The organism is Ventrimonas faecis (assembly GCF_040096075.1).
In the GTDB taxonomy this organism is placed as follows: domain Bacteria; phylum Bacillota; class Clostridia; order Lachnospirales; family Lachnospiraceae; genus Brotaphodocola; species Brotaphodocola faecis.
The window spans coordinates 60,176-83,263 of sequence record NZ_JBBMFJ010000005.1; the positions used below are offsets into that span (position 1 = coordinate 60,176).

Sequence of the window (23,088 nt, forward strand, 5' to 3'; positions counted from 1 at the left end):
GTAACTGTTCAGTACCCTCACAGTTACGGGCAAAAATCCATTGAAAATTGCCTTCGGCAATGGGATTTTTGCCTGCAAGCCCATGTTTTCATACGGTCAGCGCAGTGAATGCGCAGACCTACTGAACAGTTACTTGGTTTTCATAAGAAAAGGAGATTAACACTATGTATTCAGATAAAGTTATGGATCATTTCCAGCATCCGAGAAATGTAGGCGAGATTGAGAACGCCAGCGGTGTCGGCACCGTCGGCAACGCAAAGTGCGGTGATATCATGAGAATTTACCTGGACATCGATGACAACGGCATCATCCGGGACTGTAAGTTCAAAACCTTCGGCTGTGGCGCTGCAGTAGCAACCAGCAGCATGGCAACTGAGATGGTAAAGGGCAAATCCATTCAGGAAGCCCTGGAAGTAACCAACAAGGCCGTTATGGAGGCCCTGGACGGACTTCCGCCGGTAAAGGTACACTGTTCCTTACTGGCAGAGGAAGCCATTCACGCAGCTCTGTGGGATTACGCTGAGAAGAACGGCATCAAGATCGAAGGTCTGGAGAAGCCGAAGTCCGATATCAGCGAAGGCGAAGAGGAAGAAGAATATTGATTCAGGCAGAGAACAAAAAGAAAGTAGTAGTTGGAATGTCAGGCGGCGTCGATTCATCGGTTGCCGCCTGGCTTTTAAAACAGCAGGGGTATGACGTCATCGGCGTCACCATGCAAATCTGGCAGGATGAAGAGGAGACCGCGCAGCAGGAAAACGGAGGCTGTTGTGGTCTTTCTGCCGTTGATGACGCAAGACGCGTGGCATGGCAGTTAGAGATCCCCTACTATGTCATGAACTTCAAAAAGGAGTTCAGGGACAATGTCATGGACTATTTTGTGGGCGAATATTTATGCGGGCGCACTCCGAACCCCTGCATTGCCTGCAACCGCTATGTAAAGTGGGAGTCCCTGTTAAAGCGAAGCCTCGACATTGGGGCAGATTACATTGCCACCGGCCATTATGCCAGAGTGGAACAGCTGCCAAATGGCAGATATGCCTTAAAGAAATCCGCCACCGCGGCAAAGGATCAGACCTATGCACTGTATAACCTGACCCAGGAGCAGCTGTCTCACACGCTCATGCCTGTTGGCGAGTACACCAAGGACCAGATCCGCAAGATTGCGGAGGATATTGGTCTGCAGGTGGCTCACAAGGCGGACAGCCAGGAAATCTGTTTCATTCCGGATAATGATTATGCGGGCTTTATTGAGCGCGAGGCAGAAAACGTTCCGGGACCGGGCAATTTTGTGACGGCAGACGGTACGGTCATTGGTCGCCATGAGGGCATTACCCATTACACCGTCGGCCAGAGAAAGGGCTTAAACCTTGCCATGGGACATCCGGTATTCGTGACGGAAATCCGCCCGGAGACCAACGAGGTGGTCATTGGCGAGGCGGGAGATGTATTCACGGACACCCTGGTCTGCAATAAGTTAAACTGGATGGCCATTGACGGCCTGCACGGAAAACCGATGGAGGTAAGCGCCAAGATCCGCTACAGCCACAAGGGCGCTCCCTGCGTCATTGAGGAGATCGGGGAAGACTTGGTGCAGTGCCATTTCTCAGAGCCGGTCCGCGCGGTAACCCCGGGACAGGCAGTGGTATTTTACGATGGAGATTATGTAGTAGGGGGAGGGACCATCATCCGATGAGAAAAAGAAGTGTATTGTTTGGGGCGGCAGCGGCGGTTATGCTTATGACAGCCGGGTGTCAGTCAAAATATGAGAAAGTAGACGTGCCGGGAACCACAGCAGAAACTGTGGCCCAGGCCGGAACAGATGCAGCAGCTCAGGCAGGGAACGATGTGGCCGGACAGGACGCACCTGACCAGACAGCCGGAATCAGTGAGAAAAAGGCAGAACGGACAACAGAGTCAGCACCGACTATGGAAACGCGGGATGAAACGGTGTATGTGAAAGCAACGACCTTAAACCTGCGGGTTTCTCCGGCACCGGGCACAGAGGTGATCGCGGCTCCTGCAAACGGAACTGCGCTAAAGCGCACCGGTGACAATGGAACCTGGAGTCAGGTAGAGTATGATGGAAAGACCTGCTATGCGGCGTCTGGCTATCTTACAACAGAAAAGCCGGCAGAAACGGCTGCAGCCTCCGGCCAGAATGCAGAGGCAGGCAGTTCAGCATCTGCTTCCCAGGGTGCAGGCGAAGTAGGCCTGAATATGGACTGGAAGTACGCTTCCATGTCGAAGATCAACAGCGGAAAGGCGGTTTTGTATCGTTCTGAGGCAGCAGCACGCAAAAATAAAGTAGTCTGCGTCAATGCCGGTCACGGAACGAAGGGTGGCAGCAGCGTGAAAACCCAGTGCCATCCGGACGGAACCCCGAAGGTGACCAGCGGAACCACTAGCGCCGGCTCTACCACAGCGGTAGCAGTATCCGGCGGCATGACCTTTGCGGACGGAACCCCGGAGGCGAAGGTAACCCTGGCCATGGCAAAGGTCTTAAAGGATAAGCTTCTGGCCCGGGGTTACGATGTACTGATGATCCGCGAGAGTGATGATGTCCAGCTGGACAACGTAGCCCGCACCGTGCTGGCCAACAACCTAGCAGACTGCCACGTAGCCCTGCACTGGGATTCCACGAAAAGCAACAAGGGTGCCTTTTATATGAGTGTTCCCAATGTGGCATCCTACCGCGCCATGGAGCCGGTGGCTTCCCACTGGCAGCAGCACAATGCCCTGGGCGAGAGCCTGGTGGCAGGTCTGAAAAATGCAGGCGTGAAGATCTTCTCCGGCGGCAGCATGGAGATGGACCTGACCCAGACTTCCTACTCCACAGTTCCTTCCATTGATATCGAACTGGGAGACGGCGGTTCCGATCATTCAACGGCAACCCTGGATAAGCTGGGAACCGGACTGGCAGACGGTGTAGACGCATACTTTGGAAAGTAGGTATTTTCAGAAGAAAAATGCGTATAAACGGCATAAAATAGCAAAGAAATAGGGATAGAGATATTTACAATCAGCCATTTTTCGTGTATACTGATTAAGTTATTGCGGCAAAGCGTTACAGTGCCGGTAACGGATGGAGATATACCCAAGTGGCTGAAGGGTCCGCACTCGAAATGCGGTAGGTTGGGCAACCGGCGCGAGAGTTCAAATCTCTCTATCTCCGTAAAACAACCGGAATTCCCCGGATCTCCGGGGGTTCCGGTTTTTGTGTTTAGAGGGAATTTTCCTCTGAACGCGCCTTCATAAAAGTTCCACATGAGAGGAGAAAAGTTATGAAAAAGAAATTTTTAACGGCTCTGGTATCTGCCAGTGTTGCAGCCCTGGCATTAAGCGGCTGTGGCGGCAAGACTTCCGAGAGCACTGCGGCAGCAGACCAGAACAGCGCTGCAGCAGAGAGCGGCGCTGAGACCGCAGGCGAGGACGGCGCAAAGAAAGTGCTGCGTTTTGGACAGGCAAACGCAGGCGAGGGCCTGGATATGCAGACTTCCACCAACTCCAGATCCGCGTCCATCGCAGATGAGGTAACAGAGAGCCTGCTTCGTTTCGACGATGACAACAATGAGGAGCCGGTTCTGTTAACCGATTTCCCAACCGTTTCTGATGACGGCCTGACCTACAGCTTTGAGTTAAAGCAGGGCGTACACTTCACCAACGGCACCGAGCTGACCAGTAAGGATGTTAAGTTTACCTTTGAGCGTATGTTCAACCCGGCTACTGCTGCAAAGAGTACCGCTTACTTCAACATGATCAAGGGCGCACAGGATATGCTGGCTGGCAACGCCACCGAGCTGGCTGGTTTTGAGGTTGTGGATGATTACCACTTCAACATCACCCTGGAGTATCCATTTGCACCGTTTGTAAAGAACATCGGTACTTCCTACGCAGATATCTTCCCGGAGGACGCATGTACCGAGGCAGGCGAAAACTGGGGTCTTGGCACCAATCTGATCGGTACCGGCCCGTACAAGATTGCAGAGAACGATGACACCACCCAGGTTGTTCTTGTGAAGAACGAGGATTACCACGGCGGCGAGGTAAACTTAGACGAGCTGGATATCATCTTCTACGATGATGACCAGACCAAGCTGATCGCCTATGAGAACGGCGACATTGACCTGGCAGACTTAAACGCAAGCCTGTTAAGCCAGTATGAGGCAAACTACGCAGATGAGATCACTGCTTACCATCCGCTGGGAACCGCATTCATTTCCCTGAACTTAAACGACCAGTACTTAAGCGATGTGAACGTAAGAAAGGCCATCTCCCTGGCTATCAACCGTGAGGAGCTGGTAAGCGCAGTATTAAACGGCGCTGGCATTCCGGCTACCTCCTACTTAAACAACGGCATCCCGGGACATGACGATTCCCTTTCCGTATACGAGTATGATCCGGAGCAGGCAAAGGCACTCCTGGCTGAGGCTGGCTATGCAGATGGCATCACCATCAGTTCGGAGGTCCGTCAGGCTGATCAGGCAGTATTTTCCGCTATTCAGGGTTACCTGGCTGAGGTTGGCATTAACCTGGATCTGACCGTAGTTGATAACGCAACCTACAACTCCGACAGAACCGCAGGCAAGATCCCGATGACCGGAACCACCTGGAACGCGCTGTACCCGGATGGAGATTTCCAGATGTACAACTACTTCTACTCCAACAGATCTGACGCACAGGGCGTATTCTACAAGAACGATGATTTTGACAAGCTCTTAGACGAGGCAAGAAAGTCTACCGATGAGACTGCACGCGCAGATATGTACAAAGAGGCAGATAAGATCCTGTCCCGCGAGGATTACGCATGCATCCCGCTGTACTATCCGCAGTCCCAGTTCATTGCAAAACCGTATGTGAAGAACTACAAGGTTGGCAACCTGATCTATCATTTCTGGAATGTGGATGTTGATACCGCAGCACAGAACCAGTAAGCAGAATCTGCATTCACAGGGGCACACGGCCCAGTGAAAACAAAAGCGCTCCGGCGCGTGGGGGTCCGGCAAAACGGACTCCCTTTTTTCTGTTTATCTATTTTACGAAACAAAAAGGAGGAGATCGCTTGATCCGATATATCATAAAGCGGGCGGCCCTGGCTGTCGGCATCATTTTTTCCATCTCCCTGATCACATTCTTTATCCTGAACGTGATCCCGGGAGACCCGGTAGCGGCAATGCTGGGTGAGTTCGCGGATGCGGACAAGATCGCCCAGGTAAAGGCCCAGATGGGACTTGACACCCCGCTTCCGGTCCAGTACTTTAACTGGCTGAAAGACCTTCTGCACGGAGATATGGGAACCAGTTATTTCCAGAAGAAACCGGTCATTACCCTGATCCTGCAGGCATTCCATTACACGGTCATCATGGCAACCGCAGCCTATATTGTAGCGCTGATCGTGGGCCTGACCACCGGTATTCTGGCGGCTGTTTACCATGACCGTCCGCTGGACCGCATTCTTATGAGCCTTTCCGCCCTGGGAATTTCCGCCCCGTCTTTCTGGGTAGCGATCATTCTCCAGATTTATGTAGGACTGCGTTTTGATATTTTCCCGGTATCCGGTGTAAAGAGCCCGATCGGCTACGTGCTGCCCTCCGCGGCTCTGGGTGTGCGCTACGCGGCATCCATTGCCCGCATCACCCGCGCCAGCATGCTGGAGGTGACCGGACAGGACTTTGTCAAAACAGCATACGCCAAGGGCCTGTATTCCTGGCGCATCATCCTGATCCATATTTTCCAGAACGCCCTGGTGCCGATCATCACCGTGATCGGTACGGATATCGGTGCGCTTCTGACCGGTTCCATGATCACCGAGAACGTGTTCAACATTCCGGGAATCGGAAAACTTCTGATCGATGCCATTCACCGCAGAGACATTCCGCTGGTGCAGGGCGGCGTCATCTATGTGGCGGCCATCTGTGTCCTGATCTATTTTATTGTGGACATTCTGTATGCGGTTATTAACCCGAACATCCGCCTGACGAAAGGAGAATAGCTGATGAGAAAAAAGAATTACTATTCCGAGAGCTTAAAGCTGTTCTGGAAAAATAAACTGGCGGTATTGTCCCTGCTGATCCTGGTGATCCTGACCGTGTCCGCTATCCTGGCACCGGTTCTGACTCCCTATGATCCGAACAAGCAGGTGCTGGCAGATAAGCTGCTGTTCCCAAGTTCCGGGCATCTGTTCGGAACCGATGAGTTTGGCCGTGACATTCTGACCCGCTGTCTTTACGGCTGCCGGGTATCCTTAAGTGTCGGCCTGATCTCCCAGTTGATTGCGTCGGTTATTGGTTACTTCATGGGTGTGTGTGCCGGTTACTTTGGAAAGAAAGTGGACGATGTGATCTCGTTCCTGATCCAGGTGTTTTCCAGCTTCCCGGCCCTGCTGTTTGCCATGGCGCTGATGTACGCGCTGGGCTCCGGACTCATGAACCTGTATCTGACCCTGGGCTTTTTATCCTGGGCCAATACTGCCCGTCTGATCCGCGGCACGGTGCTGCAGTTAAAGGAGCAGGAGTACATTCAGGCCTGCCGCATTGACGGCGGAAGCAGCCTGCGCATCATTTTAAAGCACTTATTCCCGAACTGTATTCCGATGCTGATCGTGTCCTGTACTCTGGGTATTCCGTCCGCAATCCTGACGGAGGCCAGCTTAAGCTATCTGGGCCTGGGTGTGCCGAGTCCGACAGCCAGTTGGGGTTCCATGATTTCCGGCGCCCAGACCTTCATCCGTACCAACACCTACTACAGCCTGTTTCCGGGTCTGTGCATCATCCTGACCGTGATCGCCTTCAACACGCTGGGCGACGGCCTGCGGGATGTGCTGGATCCGAAGCTCCGCAAATAGAAAGGAAGACGAAATGGAAAACGAAAACATTCTTACAATCAAAGACCTGGATGTGCGCCTGTTTACCGACCGTGGCGAGCTTCCGGTCATCGACCGTTTAAGTCTTACCCTGAAGGCGGGAGAAACCCTTGGCATCGTGGGCGAGAGCGGATGTGGAAAGAGTATGCTGGCATCTGCCATCATGGGACTGATTGCCCATCCGGGCAAGGTGACCGGGGGCAGCATTCAGTTTGAAGGCCAGGAGCTGGTGGGTATGAAGAAGAAAGACCTGCGGAAGATCCGCGGAACGGGCATCTCCATGATCTTCCAGGAACCCATGACCAGCTTAAACCCGCTGATGACCTGCGGACGCCAGATCGTGGAGACCATTACCGCCCACGAGAAGGTGAGCAGGGCAGAGGCAAAAGAGCGGGCCCTTGCCATGATCCGTTCCGTTGGCATTTCCCGCCCGGAAAAAGTATTTTCCGAGGTTCCGGCCCAGCTTTCCGGCGGTATGCGCCAGCGTATCATGATCGCCATGGCGCTGATCTGCCGCCCGAGGCTGCTGATTTGTGACGAGCCGACCACGGCGCTGGATGTAACGGTGCAGGCCCAGATCCTGGGACTGATCCGCCGCCTGCAGAAGGAGACCGGCACATCTGTTATCTTCATCAGCCATGATATGGGTGTCATTTCCCAGATGGCAGACCGGGTAGCGGTCATGTACGCAGGACAGCTGGTAGAGTACGCGGAGGGCGAGAAAATCTTTACCGAGCCGAAGCACCCGTACACTCAGGGACTGCAGGCCGCCATCCCGCGCCTGGATGAGGAAAAGGATACGCTGCTCAGCATTCCGGGCAGTGTGCCAATGCTCTATGATCTGCCGAAGGGCTGCATTTTCTCCCCACGCTGCACTCATGCGACAGAGCGGTGCGGGAACGAGCGTCCGGCGCTGGTAGAGAACAGTGGCCATCTGGTGCGTTGCTTCTTATATGAAGAGAATCCGAGCAAAGGGGGAACGCAGGCATGAGTGAGACGATCCTTCAGGTAAAGAATTTAAAGAAATATTATATGGTGGGCAGAAAGGGCCTGTTCGGGGAAAAGGAATATGTGAAATCCGTGGACGGTGTCAGCTTTGAACTGCACCGCGGCGAGACGCTGGCCATCGTAGGCGAGAGCGGCTGCGGTAAATCCACCACCGTGAAATCCCTGATCCGCGTGACGGAGCCGACCTCCGGCGAGGTCATCTTAAAGGGGCAGGATTTCCTGAAATTAAAGGGCGAAGAACTGAAAAAAGCCCGCAGAAACATCAAGATGATCTTCCAGGATCCCTACAGCTCCTTAAATCCGCGTATGACGGTGCGGGATATCATTGGGGAACCGGCAGATATCGAGCACTGCTACAAGACTGAGGAAGAGCGCGAGAAGCTGATCCTGGATACCATGGAGATGGTGGGCCTGAACAAGGACTTTGCGGACCGCTATCCCCATGAATTTTCCGGCGGACAGCGCCAGCGCATCGGCATTGCCCGGGCCATCATCTTAAAGCCGGAGATCATCATCTGTGATGAGCCGGTGTCTGCGCTGGATGTGTCTGTGCAGGCGAAGATCATCAACCTGTTAAAGGAACTTCAGCAGAAGTTAAACATTTCCTATATTTTCATCTCCCACGACCTGGGCGTAGTCAAGCACATTGCGGACCGCGTGATGGTCATGTACCGCGGACATGTGGTGGAAGAGGGAACCCGGGACGAGATCTTCTCTCATCCGAAGCACGACTACACAAAGCTGCTCCTGCGCAGTATCCCGAAAATCGGAGAAAAAATGGATTTTGAAGCATTTGATTCTTCGTACCAGGCGTGCTATGATGAACTGGATAAGGAGAACAGCTGATTGCCGGTTTCTGCACCATGTGTGAACGGGAACGACAATCGGTTCTGAACGCAAAGAAACAACGGAGGAAGCAATTTATGAAACTGGATAGAAGCCAGATTGAAGCGGATTTCCGTGCCCTGATCGGACCGCTGTGTGACGCAGTGGGACCTTCCGGGTTTGAGGATGAAGTGGCAGATCTGTTAAGAAAAGAGCTGTCAGACTGTGACGTAGAGCTTTCCGATGACGTGATGGGAAACCTCATTGCATATAAGAAAGGAAACAAAAAGGGCAGTGTGCTGATCGCAGCCCATATGGATGAGATCGGACTCATCATCCGCCACATCGACAGCAAAGGATTTTTATGGGTAGAGACGCTGGGCGGCATCGCGCCGCAGCAGTTTTTCGGCAAGCATGTGATCATTAAGACTGAGACCGGCCATGTGGACGGCATTGTGCAGTCCCTGCATCCGGGCCGTCCGGATCGCTGCTCCGAGATGCCGAAATCCGCGCAGGAGTTTTACATTGAAGTGGGCGCGGAGAGCCGCGAGGAAGTATATGAGATGGGAATCGAGGAAGGCAATTCTGTTTCCATCTGCTATCCGGTGATCTTCCTTGGAAAGCACCGGGTAGGCGCAAAGGCATTAGATGACCGGGCACTGGTATTTATTCTCTTAGAGGTGTTAAAACTCTTAAAGGATGATGCGGATGTGCCGGATATCTACGGCCTGTTTTCCACTCAGGAAGAGGTGGGAGCCCGCGGTGCCATTGCGGCAGCCACCCGCTTAAAGCCGGATGTGGCCCTGGCTCTGGACATGAGCCTGGCGGTGGACATTCCGGGTGTTTCCGAGAGCCGCTACATCAACGAGCTGGGACGTGGCACCTCCATCAAGGTGATGGATAAGCTGAGCACTGGTGTGGGCGGCATCCTCGCAAACCGGGATTTAGTCCGGGAGATGAAGCAGATCGCAAAGGCCCACGATATCCCCTACCAGATCGAGGCCTATGCGGCCGGTGCCACCGATGCAAGCTTTATGCAGACCTTGAACGGTGGCATCAAAAGCGGCGGCATTCAGATTCCGATGCGTTATGTGCATTCCTATGAAGTCTGCGATATCCGCGATGTGGTGGACAGCGTAGAACTGCTTTACTGGTACGTAAAGGACGCGCAGATCTAAGGCGCAGAACTGCAGGAAAAGGTATCACGAGAAAAGCCAGCAAGGGGCTGCTTAAAATGGCCCCCTGAATATACACAAAAAAGGAGAACAAAGTTATGAGCATCAGAGTTGGTATTTTAGGTTACGGCAACCTGGGAAAAGGCGTAGAGAGCGCCATTGCCCAGAATGATGATATGGAGCTGAAGGCAGTCTTCACCCGCAGAAACCCGGAGAACGTAAAGGTTCGCACCGCAGGCGTAAAGGTTCTTCAGGCAGATGAGCTGTCCCATATGCAGGACGAGCTGGATGTGCTGATCCTCTGCGGCGGCAGCGCAACCGACCTTCCGGTACAGACTCCGCAGTACGCTTCCATGTACAACGTAGTAGACAGCTTCGACACCCACGCAAGAATTCCGGAGCACTTCGCAGCTGTAGACGCAGCAGCAAAGAAGGCAGGCAAGGTCAGCCTCATTTCCTGTGGCTGGGATCCGGGTATGTTCTCCTTAAATCGCCTGTACGCAAACTGTGTGCTTCCGGAAGGCAAGGATTACACCTTCTGGGGCAAGGGCGTAAGCCAGGGACATTCTGACGCTGTCCGCCGCATCGAGGGCGTAAAGGACTGCAGACAGTACACCATCCCGGTAGAGAAGGCAGTCGAGGCAGTCAGAAGCGGTTCCAACCCGGAGCTGACCACCAGAGAGAAACACACCAGAGAGTGCTTTGTAGTAGCTGAGGAAGGCGCAGATCTGGCTAAGATCGAGAACGAGATCAAGACCATGCCGAACTACTTCTCCGATTACGACACCACCGTCCACTTCATCACCGAGGAAGAGATGAAGCGCGACCACAGCGGACTGCCGCACGGTGGTATGGTGATCCGTACCGGCGTAACCGGAATGGAGAAAGAGCATAAGCACGTGATCGAGTACAGCTTAAAGCTGGATTCCAACCCGGAGTTTACCGGTTCTGTGATCGTGGCTTACGCAAGAGCAGTCAGCCGCATGAACAAAGAGGGCATGAGCGGATGCAAGACCGTATTTGATGTAGCACCGGCATACCTGTCCCCGAAGAGCGCAGAAGAGCTGCGGGCACATATGCTCTAAAAAAATTTGAGTTACAAAATCGAATAAAGGTCCGAAGTTCCGGTGCCCTCATACATTGTGCTCGCGTGGTTTTTAATCAGTAGCGCAGCCAGTAAAGCAGGAAGAGAATGAGACCGCCTGCCGGTATTTTCCACATATCTGGTTGTTTGCCTCTTGAACACACGTGTCCGAATGCAGCGGATGAAGTCCGATGCAGGCGAACAGGTGTTGTGAGAGCAAGCAAACAACGATATGTGAAAATATAGGCAGGCGGTCTCATTCTCTTCCTGCCCTTTTCGTGGCTGCAAAATGGTCCTCTTGACGGTTGGGGGCTTATAGTGTAAGTTAGTAGGGTATGAGATGATTGTGAAGTAATGGATAGAATAGGAGGACCCCATGATTAAGCTGGTGGTATCGGATATTGACGGGACTTTGCTGGAGGATGGAGGCCATGAGCTGAATCCGGAACTGTTTGAGGTGATTTTAAAGCTCAGAGAGAAGGGTATGCAGTTTGCGGCGGCGAGTGGAAGGCAGTGGGCGAGTATTGAGCAGGTGTTTGACCCGATCAAGGAGAAGATTTTTTATCTGTCGGACAACGGCGCTTATGTGGGCTGCCATGGACGTCAGCTGTTTGTAAATCCCATTGACCGTTCTCTGGTGGAGGAACTGGTGAAGGATATCCGCAAGGCGGGGCTGACGGTCATGGTGGGCGGACCGGATGTGGCTTACATGGAAAATCCGGATCCGGAATTTGAGGACTGGATTCTGAACGGCTACAAATTTCAGGCAAAGAGTGTGGCGGATGTTCTGGCGGTGGATGACCAGTTTATCAAGGTGTCCGCATACCGGAAAACAGACATTGAGGGGCACACGAAGGAACTGCGCGAAAAGTACGGCGACCGCCTGAAAATGACTATTTCCGGCGATATGTGGCTGGACTGCATGGCAACCGGCGTGAACAAGGGAGCAGCCGTGAAGCTGTTACAGGAGAGTCTGGAGATTGCGCCGGAGGAGACCATTGCTTTTGGCGACCAGTTAAACGATATTGAGATGCTAGGCCAGGCTTACTACAGCTTTGCCATTGGAAACGCAAGACCGGAAGTGAAGGCAGCAGCCAGATTTCAGGCAGACACCAATGTGAGGGACGGTGTGCTGAAAATCCTGAAGCTGCTGGTGTAAGAAAAAGGTAACTGTGAAGGTACTGAACAGTTACAGAAAAAGAACACAAGCTGACAGGAAAAAGCCAGGTCAAAGCGGACAGTGGCAGTCAGGAGGCAACAGAGACTGGATCTGAGAAAAGGATTTGACGGAATATGGAAAAGAAACTGGTGTGCCCCAACTGTGGGGAACCATTTGAGATTGATGAGAAGGGTTATGCTGCGATCGCAAAGCAGGTGCGGGACAAGGAGTTTAAGGAAGAACTGACCCGCCAGCAGGCCTCTCTGGAGGCGGAGAAGCGGACGGCCCTGGAACTGGCAAGGTCCCAGACTGCCGAAAGCTACGAGAAGCAGCTGGCGGTGAAGGAGGCAGAGATCCTGAAGCTGAAGGCTCGGGGTGAGCAGGCCGGGAAGGAACAGGAGCTGGCGGTGGCGAAGGCAGAGACGGTGTTAAAAGGGCAGCTGCAGGAGCAGATTCAGCGTCAGCAGGACGAAATTGCAGAGCTGAAGGCGCAGACGGAGCTCACGAAAAAACAGGCAGAGCTGGCGGAAAAACAGGCAGTTTTGCAGGAGAAAACTCTGAGAGAAAGCCATGACGCGCAGCTGAAACAGCAGCGGGAAAGCTATGATATGCAGCTTAAACAGCAGCAGGAAAGTTATGGCGTGCAGCTCAAACAGCAGCAGGCATCCATGACTGAACTGAAGGAACGTTATGAGGCGCAGCTGAAGCAGCAGGAGCAGTCCATGAAGGAGCGCTATGAAGCGGAGCGTCAGCTGGAGGAAAAAGCTGTTAAGGAGCGCTACGAGATCCAGTTAAAAGACAAGGACGAGATGATTGAGTACTACCGCGACTTAAAGGCGAAGCAGTCCACCAAAATGGTGGGCGAGACTCTGGAGCAGCACTGCGAGGTATCTTTCAATCAGGTGCGGGCTATCGGCTTTCAGAATGCCTACTTCGAAAAAGATAATGAAGTTTCTAAAAGCGGAAGCAAGGGCGACTATATCTTCCGGGATTACGATGAGAACGGTCTGGAATATATCTCCATCATGTTTGAGATGAAAAATGAGAACGAGACCACAGCCACCAAGCATAAGAACGCGGACTTTTTAAAGGAACTGGACAAGGACCGCCGGGAGAAGGGCTGCGAGTACGCAGTGCTGGTAACCCTTCTGGAGGCGGACAACGACTATTACAATACGGGCATTGTGGATATGTCCCACAAGTATCCGAAGATGTATGTGATCCGTCCGCAGTTCTTCATTCAGATCATCACCATTCTGCGAAACGCGGCCATGAATTCCCTGCAGTACAAGCGGGAACTGGAGACAATGCGCAACCAGAACCTGGATATTACCCACTTTGAGGAGAAACTTCTGGATTTTAAGGATAAGTTTGGCCGCAACTACACGCTGGCCAGTGACCGGTTCCAGAAGGCCATCGACGAGATTGATAAGACGATTGACCATCTGCAGAAGGTGAAGGACAATCTGCTGGCGTCGGAGAACAATCTGCGTCTGGCCAACAACAAGCTGGATGATCTGACCATCAAGAAGCTGACCTGGAAGAATCCGACCATGCAGGAGAAATTTGCCGAGGCGCGGGCAGCGGCCATTCCGGAACAGAAACAGGTGGAGGTTGGGCAGGATGCAGAGTAAGAACATAAAAAAGCAGAAGCGCTGCTTTCGGGCAGTTATTCTGGCGCTTTTTGCGGCGGCCCAGCTTACCTTCCTCACCGCCTGCAGTGTCAACATTCCCATGGTGTCTGACAGTGCGGATGCGGAAGGGTATACGGACGCCCAGACGATGCTCGTCATAGCCACGGAGCGCAACCGTTACCGCCAGGTTTACACGGACCAGATCTGGAATGTGGAGGTCAGTGATGACAAGACGCCGTTTCAGACCTATCTGCTGGAGCAGATCCGTACCTTTTTAAGTGAGATCAAGTCTATGAATCTTCTGGCAGATGAAGAGGGACTGACGTTGACGAGCCAGGAGCGGGAACAGTTAAAGCAGCTGGCAGATGATTATTATGCTTCCCTCACCGATGCGGACAAGGCTTACATAAAGGCTTCACGGGACGATGTATACACGATGTACGAGGCCTATCACCGGGCGAATAAGCTGGTGGATGAGCTGACGAAGGATGTGAGTCTGGAAATCAGTGACAGCGAGGCACGGGTAATCCAGGTACAGGAAATTGTGATGAGCGAGGAAGCAAAGGCACGGGAAGTGTACGAAAAGGTTGTAAACGAGGGCGCGGATTTTGCGGCCACTGCCAGAAAAGAATCGGAAAATTCAGAAATTGATGTGACCGTCGGGCGCGGCGAGCGGGATGCCGCCTACGAAGACCCGGTGTTTGCGCTGGAAACCGGTGCGGTTGCGGAGCCATTTTTATGGCAGGGGAAATGGTATGTAGTGAAATGTGTCAATGATTTTGATGAGGATGCCACGCTGGAACGGAAAAACAATATGGCGCTGGAGAGCAAAAACAAGGCGTTTCGGAGCATTTATGATTCCTTTGAGGCAGAGCACAAGGTGGAAATTGAGGGCAGTATCTGGAACAAGGTCTCTCTGAGTGACGGAGCGGACTGCACCACCTCAGATTTCTTTACGCGGTACCACGAGGTGATGGGCGAGTAGAAGGTGCTGGCAGCGGGAAACGCAGCATGGCGCGCCGCAGGGCAGAAACAAAAGCAGGCAGCAAAAAGGGGGATTTGCGCATGATCGCATTAAAAATAGAGGACTTGAAAACATTTACCGCGCAGCTTTTTATGGGGGAGACCTTTGACCACTGGCTGGTGCGGGAAGCTAATATTGTGACCTTCAACAGTTTTACCATAGACGGACGGATCCGCCAGGGTTACTATTCGGATGAGGAACTGGAAGAAAACCGCATTGAGGAGCTTTCTTCCTGGAAAACCCTGCGCCCCTTCTGCTATTCCCTGATCAAAGGGAAAAAGCTGCCGGAGAGCTTTCAGATTACCATGCAGCTTTCGCCGGAGGAGAATGAGAAATTCATACGCCGGGTGAAGCCGGATTTCCCGGCAGAGCAAGTGGCGGCACTTTACTTGAATATCCGCTACGAGAACCATGCGGCGTCCTGTGTGACCGGAACCTCGCTTAAGGTGTTTACGCTGGATAAACAGATTGAGCTGGAATGGGATGATACCGTGCGCAGGTATTTCAAAAAACTGCAGATTCCCTGTGTGGAGGCAAACTAGGAGGCGGGTATGGTAAAGGTATTTCTTGTGGAGGATGAAGCAATCATCCGCCGCGGAATCAAAAAGAATGTAGAGTGGGAGAAAAACGGCTTTGAGTTTGTAGGGGAAGCCGGGGATGGGGAATACGCGTACCCGCAGATTTTAAAGACGGAGCCGGATATTCTGATTACGGACATTAAGATGCCGTTTATGGACGGGCTGGAGTTAAGCCATCTGGTAAAAAAGGCCCTTCCGAATACAAAAATCATCATTCTCAGCGGATACAATGAGTTTGAGTACGCCAAGGAGGCCATCACCATTGGAATCAGTGAATATCTGCTCAAACCGGTTACCGCCGCCAGTCTGACGGCAGTACTCCGCAAAGTAAGGGAAGAAATCCGGGAAGAAAAAGAAAAATCCAGATTGCTGGAACGTTACTTTGTGAGCTATGAAAAATACAATGAATTCCTCGATAAGACCGATTACACGGGAGTGGACCGAAAGCTGATCAATGATTTTCTGAAGCTTGGTTCCGCCGGGGAAGAAGGTATGTTTATTGACGAGTACCTTGCGGCGGTGGGAGAAAATAACTACCGGTCTCTTTTGCTGCGCCAGTACATGACCATTGACATATTTTTCTGTGTGCAGGAATTTTTAAAGGGACTCGACGGCCATACAGACGAAATTCCACCGGAGCTGGGTGACATCAAATATATTCCGAAAATTGTCGGGAGCGAGGAACAGACCATTTCTTACCTGAAAAAGCTGTTCGCGTTCGCAATTGCAGAGCGGGACCGGGTATCCGGCAACCGCTATGGTTCTCTGATCGATACCGCAAAGCAGTACCTTGCAGAGCATTTTGAGAGCAATGAGGTTTCCTTAAATACGGTAGCGGCGCAGGTCGGCGTCAGCAGCAGCTACTTTTCTTCCATCTTTAAACAGGAGACCGGGCAGTCCTTTGTGGAGTACCTGACAAAGCTGAGAATTGATAAAGCATGTGAACTTCTTCGCTGCACGACGCTTCGGACCTCGGAGATCGGGGAACGGGTCGGGTACAATGATCCGCATTATTTCAGCGCCACGTTTAAGAAGGTGACGGGAATATCCCCGAAGGACTATAAAAATGGCGGGCAGGAGCCAGAAAGAAGAACGGTATGAACATTGCGAAACGGGTAGCCAGCAGGGTATCTTTAAAAGACCGGATGCGTCTTCTGATCATGCTTACGGTGATTCCCCTTACCGTGATGGTTCTTGGCATTGTTGCCATGATCTATAATTACTCCAGTTCCTATAACCGGATCATGGCCAATCTGAAGGTCATCAATACCTACAATATGAATTTCAAGGCGGATATGGAATACTCCATGTACCGGGTTATGATCGGCCTGATCAATACAAAGGAGTTCGAAAGCGGAGATATTCTGGAGGGGGAGAGCCAGTATGCCACGGTAGTAAAAAATCCGTTCCACATGATCGAGGAGGCCCGGTACGACATGGAAAAACGGATTGCAAGAACTTCAGGAAGCGATGGAGATATCAGCATCAAAGGAATCTTATCCTGCCTCGATTCCCTGGAAAAAGCCGTGGAGAAGATGGTTGAGAATTCCAATAAGGCAGGGCGGTATGACGAGAGCGCTTCCATATGGGAAAACGATGTCCAGGGCCTGTGCTCCATGATCCAGGACTATATCAACAAATACATTTATTACGAAACCCGCAACATGGAGAATCTGCAGCGGGATCTGGAAATTCATACCAGGCAGAGCGTTTATGCCTTTATGGTCCTCCTGACCGTCATTCTGACGACCGGAATCATGTTTTCCGCGATGCTGACCAATTCGGTGACCAGGCCGATCAGCAGCCTGAAAATGACGGCGGAGCGTCTGGGAAACGGAGACTGGAATGCCAGGGCCGAGACGGGGAGTTTAGAAGAGATCAACGTGCTTGCGCGTACCTTTAACCAGATGAGTGAGGAAATCGCAGGGCTGATCGAGCGGATCCGGAAAGAGCAGAAGAACCTTCACATTGCGGAAATGAAGCTTTTGCAGGCACAGATCAATCCCCACTTTTTATATAATACCCTGGATTCCATCGTCTGGATGGCGGAGGACGGAGATAACCGGAAGGTGGTGGAAATGACTTCCGATCTCAGCGATTTTTTCCGGACGGTTCTTTCCGGCGGCTCTGATTTTATTCCCATTGAAGAGGAAAAACGCCACATTGAAAGCTATTTAAAGATCCAGAAAATCCGCTACGAGGATATTCTGGATTACCGGATCGTCATTGAGGAGCAGATCCTGCACAAACGGGTCCTGAAAATGCTGCTTCAGCCAATCGTTGAAAACGCGCTCTACCATGGCATTAAAAATAAGCGGGGCGGAGGCACCATTGTGATCCGCGGCTATGAGGACAAAAGCGGGCTGGTGTTTGAAGTGGAAGATGACGGTCATGGAATGGATCAGGCCACTTTAAGCAGCCTCAGGGACAAGGTGAGCGGCAGAAATGTTACCGCGGAAGTCAGTGACAAAGGCGGTTTTGGTATGTCCAATGTGGCCCAGCGCATCCGGATGTATTATGGAACGGAGGCGTCAATTACGATTGAATCGGAAGAACAGGTCGGTACCTGTGTGAAAATTTATATCGGACATGGACAGCCGGCAGGGAAGCAGACGGTGTAAAATTAAAAGAAAACACACGTCCATTGAAAGAAAACACACCAATTTCGAGAAAAAGAGAAAAAAACGTCGAGAAAATCAGCAAAAACAGTAAAATAATCCATTTTTTTCAAAAAAAGCTCTGTTTCAAAAAACAGGGCTTTTTCTTATAATAAAAGTACGATGTGAGTTCGAAATCATATTTAAAAGGAGGAAGGTATTTATGAAAAAGAAACTGATGGCAATCGCCATGACAGCAGCTATGGTAGGTTCTCTTACCGCTTGTGGAGGCGGAGCAAAAGAGACAACAGCAGCTCCGACAGAAGCAGCAAAGACTGAGGTTGCAGAGACCGAGGCAAAAGCAGAAGAGAGTAAAGAAGCCGATGCCGGATCCGGAAAAGCCGATGGCGATCTGATCACAGTAGGTTACGCGCAGGTTGGTGCAGAGTCTGACTGGAGAACCGCAAACACCGAGTCCTTCAAGTCCACCTTTACCGAAGAAAACGGTTACAAGCTCATCTTTGATGATGCACAGCAGAAACAGGAGAACCAGATCAAGGCAATCCGTTCCTTCATTCAGCAGGAAGTTGACTACATTGTAGTAGCACCTGTAGTAGAGACCGGATGGGAGACCGTTCTGGAAGAGGCAAAAGAAGCCGGAATCCCGGTTATCCTCTCTGACCGTCAGATGCAGCTTTCCGACGATTCTCTGTATGAGGCATGGGTAGGCGGAAACTTTGTAAAAGAGGGCGAGACCTGTGGCGACTGGCTGGCTAAATATCTGGAAGACCAGGGCCGCGGCGACGAGGAAATCAACATGGTAACCATTCAGGGTACCATCGGTGCATCCGCACAGGTTGGCCGTACCGAAGGTATGGATAACAAGTTAAAAGAGCACTCCAATTGGAAGATGCTGGACAGACAGTCTGGTGAGTTCACCCAGGCAAAGGGCCAGGAAGTTATGGAGTCCTTCTTAAAGAGCTACCCGGATATCGACGTTGTTATCTGTGAGAACGATAACGAGGCATTCGGCGCAATCGACGCAATCCACGCAGCAGGCAAGACCTGTGGCCCGGACGGCGACATCATCGTAGTAAGCTTTGACTCTGTAAAGGCAGCTTTCGAATCCATGATCAAAGGCGATCTGAACGCAACCTTCGAGTGCAACCCGCTTCATGGACCGCGTGTAGCAGAGATCATCCAGAAACTGGAAAAGGGCGAGCAGGTTGATAAGATCCAGTACGTAGACGAAGCATACTTTGATACCTCCATGGATCTTGAAAATATTCTGAAAGACAGAGCATACTAATTCAGAATGACCATCCGTGACAGGAACGGAATGGATCATAAAACATGAGTTCCGTCATGCAGGATACAGAGTGCGGAGCCGGAGGCTAAGGCTTCCGGTTCCGCGCTTTTTGTTTTACAGGAAACATTTTGTATAAGGCAAGTTTGAGATTAGCTGATAGGAGGCAAAGCTTTTATGGAGCAAGGTTCAGTTCTTGAAATGAGAGGAATTTACAAAACATTCCCTGGAGTAAAAGCTCTGCAGAATGTAGATTTTACACTGAAAAAGGGCGAGATCCATGCCCTGATGGGAGAGAATGGCGCCGGAAAATCTACCCTGATCAAAGTCCTTACCGGAGTAGAGGAATTTGAAACCGGGCAGATCATGATCGACGGAATCGATCACGCAATCATCAACCGCAGTCCGCAGGAGGCACAGCAGCGGGGAATCAGTACGGTATATCAGGAGGTTAACCTCTGTCCGAATCTTTCTGTCGCAGAGAACCTGTTCATTGGCAGAGAGCCAAGAAAGGGCGGCCTGATCGACTGGAAGACCATGAATAAGAGAGCAAGTGAGCTTTTAAAAAGCCTTGATATAAACGCAGAAGCAACCCAGACGATCGATCATTATTCCATTGCGATCCAGCAGATGATCGCCATCGCGCGCGCAGTGGATATGTCCGCAAAGGTCCTGATCCTCGATGAGCCGACTTCCTCCCTGGACGACAATGAAGTAGAAAAGCTGTTCACCCTGATGCGCAAGCTGCGGGATGAAGGCGTCGGAATCATTTTCGTAACCCATTTCCTGGAGCAGGTGTATGCAGTCTGCGACAAGATCACGGTTCTTCGAAACGGTCAGCTGGTTGGACAGTTTACGACCGCGGAGCTGCCGCGTTTCCAGCTGGTAGCGAAGATGATGGGTAAGGATTTCGATGACCTGGCTGCGATCAAGCACAGCGGAGATGGCGAGCGCAGCTTTGATGGGGAAGACATTGTGATCAAGGCAGCAGGCCTTGGGAAACAGGGTTACATCAAGCCGTTTGATCTGGTCATCCGCAAAGGAGAAGTCATTGGCCTGACCGGTCTTCTTGGATCCGGACGTTCTGAGACGGTTCGTGTTATTTACGGAGCAGAAAAACCGGATACCGGAGAGCTGGAGGTGAAGGGCGAAAAGCTTCTTTCCAGACACCCGATCGATTCCATGAACCGTGGTATGGCGTACCTTCCGGAGGATCGTAAAAATGAAGGAATCATTGCGGATCTTTCCGTAAGGGAAAATATGATCATTGCGCTGCAGGCAAAGCAGGGAATGTTCCATCTGTTGAGCAGAAAGCAGCAGGAAGAGTTTACCGACAAATACATCGATATGCTCCAGATCAAGACCGCCAGCCGCGAAACTCCGATCAAATCCTTATCCGGTGGTAACCAGCAGAAGGTCATCATCGGCAGATGGCTTCTGACGAATCCGGATTTTCTGGTGCTGGATGAGCCGACCAGAGGTATCGATGTCGGAACCAAGACCGAGATTCAGAAACTGGTAGTAGAACTGGCAGAAAAAGGAATGGCAGTCGTCTTTATTTCTTCTGAAGTGGAGGAAATGCTTCGTACCTGTGACCGCATGGTTGTTCTTCGCGATGGCGCGAAGGTCGGCGAACTGAGCGGCGCAGAGATGAACCAGGCTTCCATCATGACAACGATCGCAGGGGGGCAGTAAGTATGAAAGATTTTAATATCAAAAAATTGACATCGCAGAGATTATTTCTGCCGGTCTTCTGTCTGGTACTGGTTCTTCTTGTCAACATTATGACAACACCGGACTTCTTTTCCATTTCCATCCGGGATGGTGTTCTGTACGGATATATCATTGATATCATCAACCGTGCGTCGGAGCTGGTAATCCTGGCCATCGGCATGACTCTGGTTGTATCGGCATCCGCAGGTACCGATATTTCCGTCGGCGCGATCATGGCTGTGAGCGCGGCGGTCTGCTGTAACATTCTGACCGGCGGTGAGCGCGCGGCTACAGAGTACGCAAGTCCCCTGATCCTTGGTTTTCTTGCGGCACTGGTGATCGGTGTGCTGATCGGATCCTTTAACGGATTTCTGGTGGCGAAATTAAAAATCCAGCCAATGGTAGCAACCCTGATCATGTTCACGGCCGGCCGCGGAATCGCGCAGCTGATCACCGATGGACAGATTACATATGTACGTGTGGAGAGCTACAAGATTCTGGGAAGCTTCCTTCCGCATGTGCCGGTACCAACACCGTTTATTGTGGCGATGCTCATGGTGCTCCTGACGGCGCTGCTCTTAAAAAAGACGGCGCTGGGACTTTATATCCAGTCGGTCGGTATTAACTCCAAAGCATCCCGGCTTGTGGGAATCAAATCCACTATGATCGTGTTCCTCGCGTATGCGTTTTGCGGAATCTGCTCTGGTATGGCAGGCCTGATCGCTTCCAGCCGTATCTATTCTGCGGATGCGAACAACATCGGACTGAACATGGAACTGGATGCGATTCTGGCAGTCGCAATTGGCGGCAACTCTCTTGGAGGCGGTAAATTCTCGCTGGCGGGTTCTGTCATCGGAGCTTATACGATTCAGGCCCTGACCACAACCCTTTACGCAATGCATGTATCTTCGGACCAGGTGCCGGTGTACAAGGCTATCGTGGTTGTTATCATCGTAGCCCTTCAGTCACCTGGCTTTGCGAAATGGCGTAAGTCCATCGCCCAGAAAAAAGCAGCGCAGATGAACGCGGGAAAGGAGGCTGCATAATGAAACAGAAAAAACAGCTGAACCAGACCAGCTTCCTTTTGCTGATCACCATTGTATTATTCTTTGTTATGTATGCCATCGGCTGTGTCGTATTTAAGGAGCAGGGCTTCGCAAAGACACAGAACTTTTTAAATCTGTTTATTTCCAACGCAGGCCTGATCGTAATCGGTGTCGGCATGACCATCGTTATGATCACCGGCGGCATTGATATCAGTGTTGGCTCCTTTGTGGCTATGGCCTGCATGATGCTGGCCTGGATGATGGAGCGGGCGCAGATCGGCGCGGTTCCCGCAGTTCTGATCGTGCTGGTAAGCGGAATCGTATTCGGACTGGTGCAGGGCTTCCTTGTAGCCTACATGGACATTCAGCCATTCATTGTAACTCTGGCCGGTATGTTCTTTGCACGAGGCATGACCGCAATCATCTCCAAGGATATGATCAGCATTACCAATGAGACCTTTATGGCATGGGCAAAAGCAAAGATCTATCTTCCGTTTGGCGGCTATGTAAACCGGAAAGGCGTCATGATCTATCCGTACATTTATCCAACGGTGGTGATCGCGCTGGTTATCCTGATCCTGGCGTTCATTATGCTGCGCTACACCAAATTCGGACGCAGCATCTACGCAGTCGGCGGTAATGAGCAGTCAGCCCTGATGATGGGCTTAAATGTCCGCCGCGTAAAACTGAAAGCCTATGTGCTGGATGGCTTTTTATGCGGAGTTGGCGGAATCCTGTTCTGCTTAAATACACTGGGCGGCTTCGTAGAGCAGGCGAAGGGCTTTGAGATGGATGCGATCGCGTCTTCCGTCATTGGCGGTACGCTGCTGACCGGTGGTGTCGGCAATGTGATCGGAACCCTGTTTGGTGTTTTGATCAAGGCAACCATCGAAGCATTCATCACCTTCCAGGGAACCTTATCTTCCTGGTGGACCCGTATCACCATTGCGGCACTTCTTTGCTTCTTCATTGTGCTGCAGTCCATTCTTGCCATGGCAAAGAAGAAAAATTAAAAAATTATAAATTATTAGCACTCAATCCAATTGAGTGCTAATTTTTTATTGACTTTTCGATTTCATG

General features: G+C 51.6%; 20 protein-coding genes and 1 tRNA gene. All 21 read left to right on the top strand.

Annotated features, from left to right (window positions below; genetic code table 11):
• Nucleotides 1–164: 164 nt before the first annotated feature.
• Nucleotides 165–602: a Fe-S cluster assembly scaffold protein NifU gene (nifU, locus tag WMO41_RS04025; RefSeq protein WP_177292777.1), complete on the top strand. Its 438-nt coding sequence runs from the start codon at nucleotides 165–167 to the stop codon at nucleotides 600–602.
• Nucleotides 602–1,693 (top strand): tRNA 2-thiouridine(34) synthase MnmA, encoded by a 1,092-nt coding sequence (mnmA, locus tag WMO41_RS04030; RefSeq protein ID WP_494338425.1) that lies wholly within the window; start codon nucleotides 602–604, stop codon nucleotides 1,691–1,693. Before nifU ends, mnmA begins: the two co-directional genes overlap by 1 nt.
• Nucleotides 1,690–2,949 carry an N-acetylmuramoyl-L-alanine amidase family protein gene (locus WMO41_RS04035; protein WP_349228664.1) on the top strand — a complete coding sequence of 420 codons (1,260 nt, stop codon included), beginning with the start codon at nucleotides 1,690–1,692 and terminating at the stop codon, nucleotides 2,947–2,949. The genes mnmA and WMO41_RS04035 overlap by 4 nt, the downstream gene beginning before the upstream one ends.
• 135 nt (nucleotides 2,950–3,084) lie before the next feature.
• Nucleotides 3,085–3,172 (top strand) — tRNA-Ser (locus WMO41_RS04040).
• A gap of 109 nt (nucleotides 3,173–3,281) precedes the next feature.
• On the top strand, nucleotides 3,282–4,931 hold the full coding sequence (locus WMO41_RS04045) for an ABC transporter substrate-binding protein (protein WP_349228665.1): 1,650 nt from the start codon (nucleotides 3,282–3,284) through the stop codon (nucleotides 4,929–4,931).
• Nucleotides 4,932–5,059: 128 nt separating this feature from the next.
• Nucleotides 5,060–5,989, top strand: a complete 930-nt coding sequence (locus WMO41_RS04050; RefSeq protein ID WP_118530493.1) for an ABC transporter permease — start codon at nucleotides 5,060–5,062, stop codon at nucleotides 5,987–5,989.
• 3 nt (nucleotides 5,990–5,992) lie between these two features.
• Nucleotides 5,993–6,841 carry an ABC transporter permease gene (locus WMO41_RS04055; protein ID WP_349228666.1) on the top strand — a complete coding sequence of 283 codons (849 nt, stop codon included), beginning with the start codon at nucleotides 5,993–5,995 and terminating at the stop codon, nucleotides 6,839–6,841.
• A gap of 13 nt (nucleotides 6,842–6,854) precedes the next feature.
• Nucleotides 6,855–7,850: an ABC transporter ATP-binding protein gene (locus WMO41_RS04060; protein ID WP_349228667.1), complete on the top strand. Its 996-nt coding sequence runs from the start codon at nucleotides 6,855–6,857 to the stop codon at nucleotides 7,848–7,850.
• The gene (locus WMO41_RS04065; RefSeq protein WP_349228668.1) at nucleotides 7,847–8,713 is read left to right on the top strand and encodes an ABC transporter ATP-binding protein; all 867 of its coding nucleotides are present in this window, start codon (nucleotides 7,847–7,849) and stop codon (nucleotides 8,711–8,713) included. Before WMO41_RS04060 ends, WMO41_RS04065 begins: the two co-directional genes overlap by 4 nt.
• A 77-nt stretch (nucleotides 8,714–8,790) precedes the next feature.
• Nucleotides 8,791–9,870: a M20/M25/M40 family metallo-hydrolase gene (locus WMO41_RS04070; RefSeq protein WP_177292880.1), complete on the top strand. Its 1,080-nt coding sequence runs from the start codon at nucleotides 8,791–8,793 to the stop codon at nucleotides 9,868–9,870.
• A gap of 95 nt (nucleotides 9,871–9,965) precedes the next feature.
• Nucleotides 9,966–10,952 carry a diaminopimelate dehydrogenase gene (locus tag WMO41_RS04075; protein WP_118733256.1) on the top strand — a complete coding sequence of 329 codons (987 nt, stop codon included), beginning with the start codon at nucleotides 9,966–9,968 and terminating at the stop codon, nucleotides 10,950–10,952.
• Between the two features lie 375 nt (nucleotides 10,953–11,327).
• On the top strand, nucleotides 11,328–12,110 hold the full coding sequence (locus WMO41_RS04080) for an HAD family hydrolase (RefSeq protein WP_349228669.1): 783 nt from the start codon (nucleotides 11,328–11,330) through the stop codon (nucleotides 12,108–12,110).
• A 134-nt stretch (nucleotides 12,111–12,244) separates the two neighbouring features.
• Nucleotides 12,245–13,744, top strand: a complete 1,500-nt coding sequence (locus tag WMO41_RS04085) for a DUF2130 domain-containing protein (RefSeq protein ID WP_349228670.1) — start codon at nucleotides 12,245–12,247, stop codon at nucleotides 13,742–13,744.
• Entirely contained in the window at nucleotides 13,734–14,729 is a 996-nt protein-coding gene (locus tag WMO41_RS04090) for a peptidylprolyl isomerase (protein WP_349228671.1), read from the top strand. Before WMO41_RS04085 ends, WMO41_RS04090 begins: the two co-directional genes overlap by 11 nt.
• Before the next feature lie 80 nt (nucleotides 14,730–14,809).
• Nucleotides 14,810–15,310, top strand: a complete 501-nt coding sequence (locus WMO41_RS04095) for a DUF5721 family protein (protein ID WP_349228672.1) — start codon at nucleotides 14,810–14,812, stop codon at nucleotides 15,308–15,310.
• A gap of 9 nt (nucleotides 15,311–15,319) precedes the next feature.
• Complete coding sequence (locus WMO41_RS04100; protein ID WP_349228673.1) at nucleotides 15,320–16,447, top strand: response regulator transcription factor; 1,128 nt, start codon at nucleotides 15,320–15,322, stop codon at nucleotides 16,445–16,447.
• Complete coding sequence (locus WMO41_RS04105; RefSeq protein ID WP_349228674.1) at nucleotides 16,444–17,967, top strand: sensor histidine kinase; 1,524 nt, start codon at nucleotides 16,444–16,446, stop codon at nucleotides 17,965–17,967. Before WMO41_RS04100 ends, WMO41_RS04105 begins: the two co-directional genes overlap by 4 nt.
• Before the next feature lie 199 nt (nucleotides 17,968–18,166).
• Entirely contained in the window at nucleotides 18,167–19,252 is a 1,086-nt protein-coding gene (locus WMO41_RS04110) for an ABC transporter substrate-binding protein (RefSeq protein WP_349228675.1), read from the top strand.
• 174 nt (nucleotides 19,253–19,426) lie between these two features.
• Nucleotides 19,427–20,944, top strand: a complete 1,518-nt coding sequence (locus tag WMO41_RS04115) for a sugar ABC transporter ATP-binding protein (RefSeq protein WP_349228676.1) — start codon at nucleotides 19,427–19,429, stop codon at nucleotides 20,942–20,944.
• Between the two features lie 2 nt (nucleotides 20,945–20,946).
• The gene (locus tag WMO41_RS04120) at nucleotides 20,947–22,008 is read left to right on the top strand and encodes an ABC transporter permease (protein ID WP_349228677.1); all 1,062 of its coding nucleotides are present in this window, start codon (nucleotides 20,947–20,949) and stop codon (nucleotides 22,006–22,008) included.
• Entirely contained in the window at nucleotides 22,008–23,021 is a 1,014-nt protein-coding gene (locus WMO41_RS04125; protein ID WP_349228678.1) for an ABC transporter permease subunit, read from the top strand. Before WMO41_RS04120 ends, WMO41_RS04125 begins: the two co-directional genes overlap by 1 nt.
• The last annotated feature ends 67 nt before the right edge of the window (nucleotides 23,022–23,088 follow it).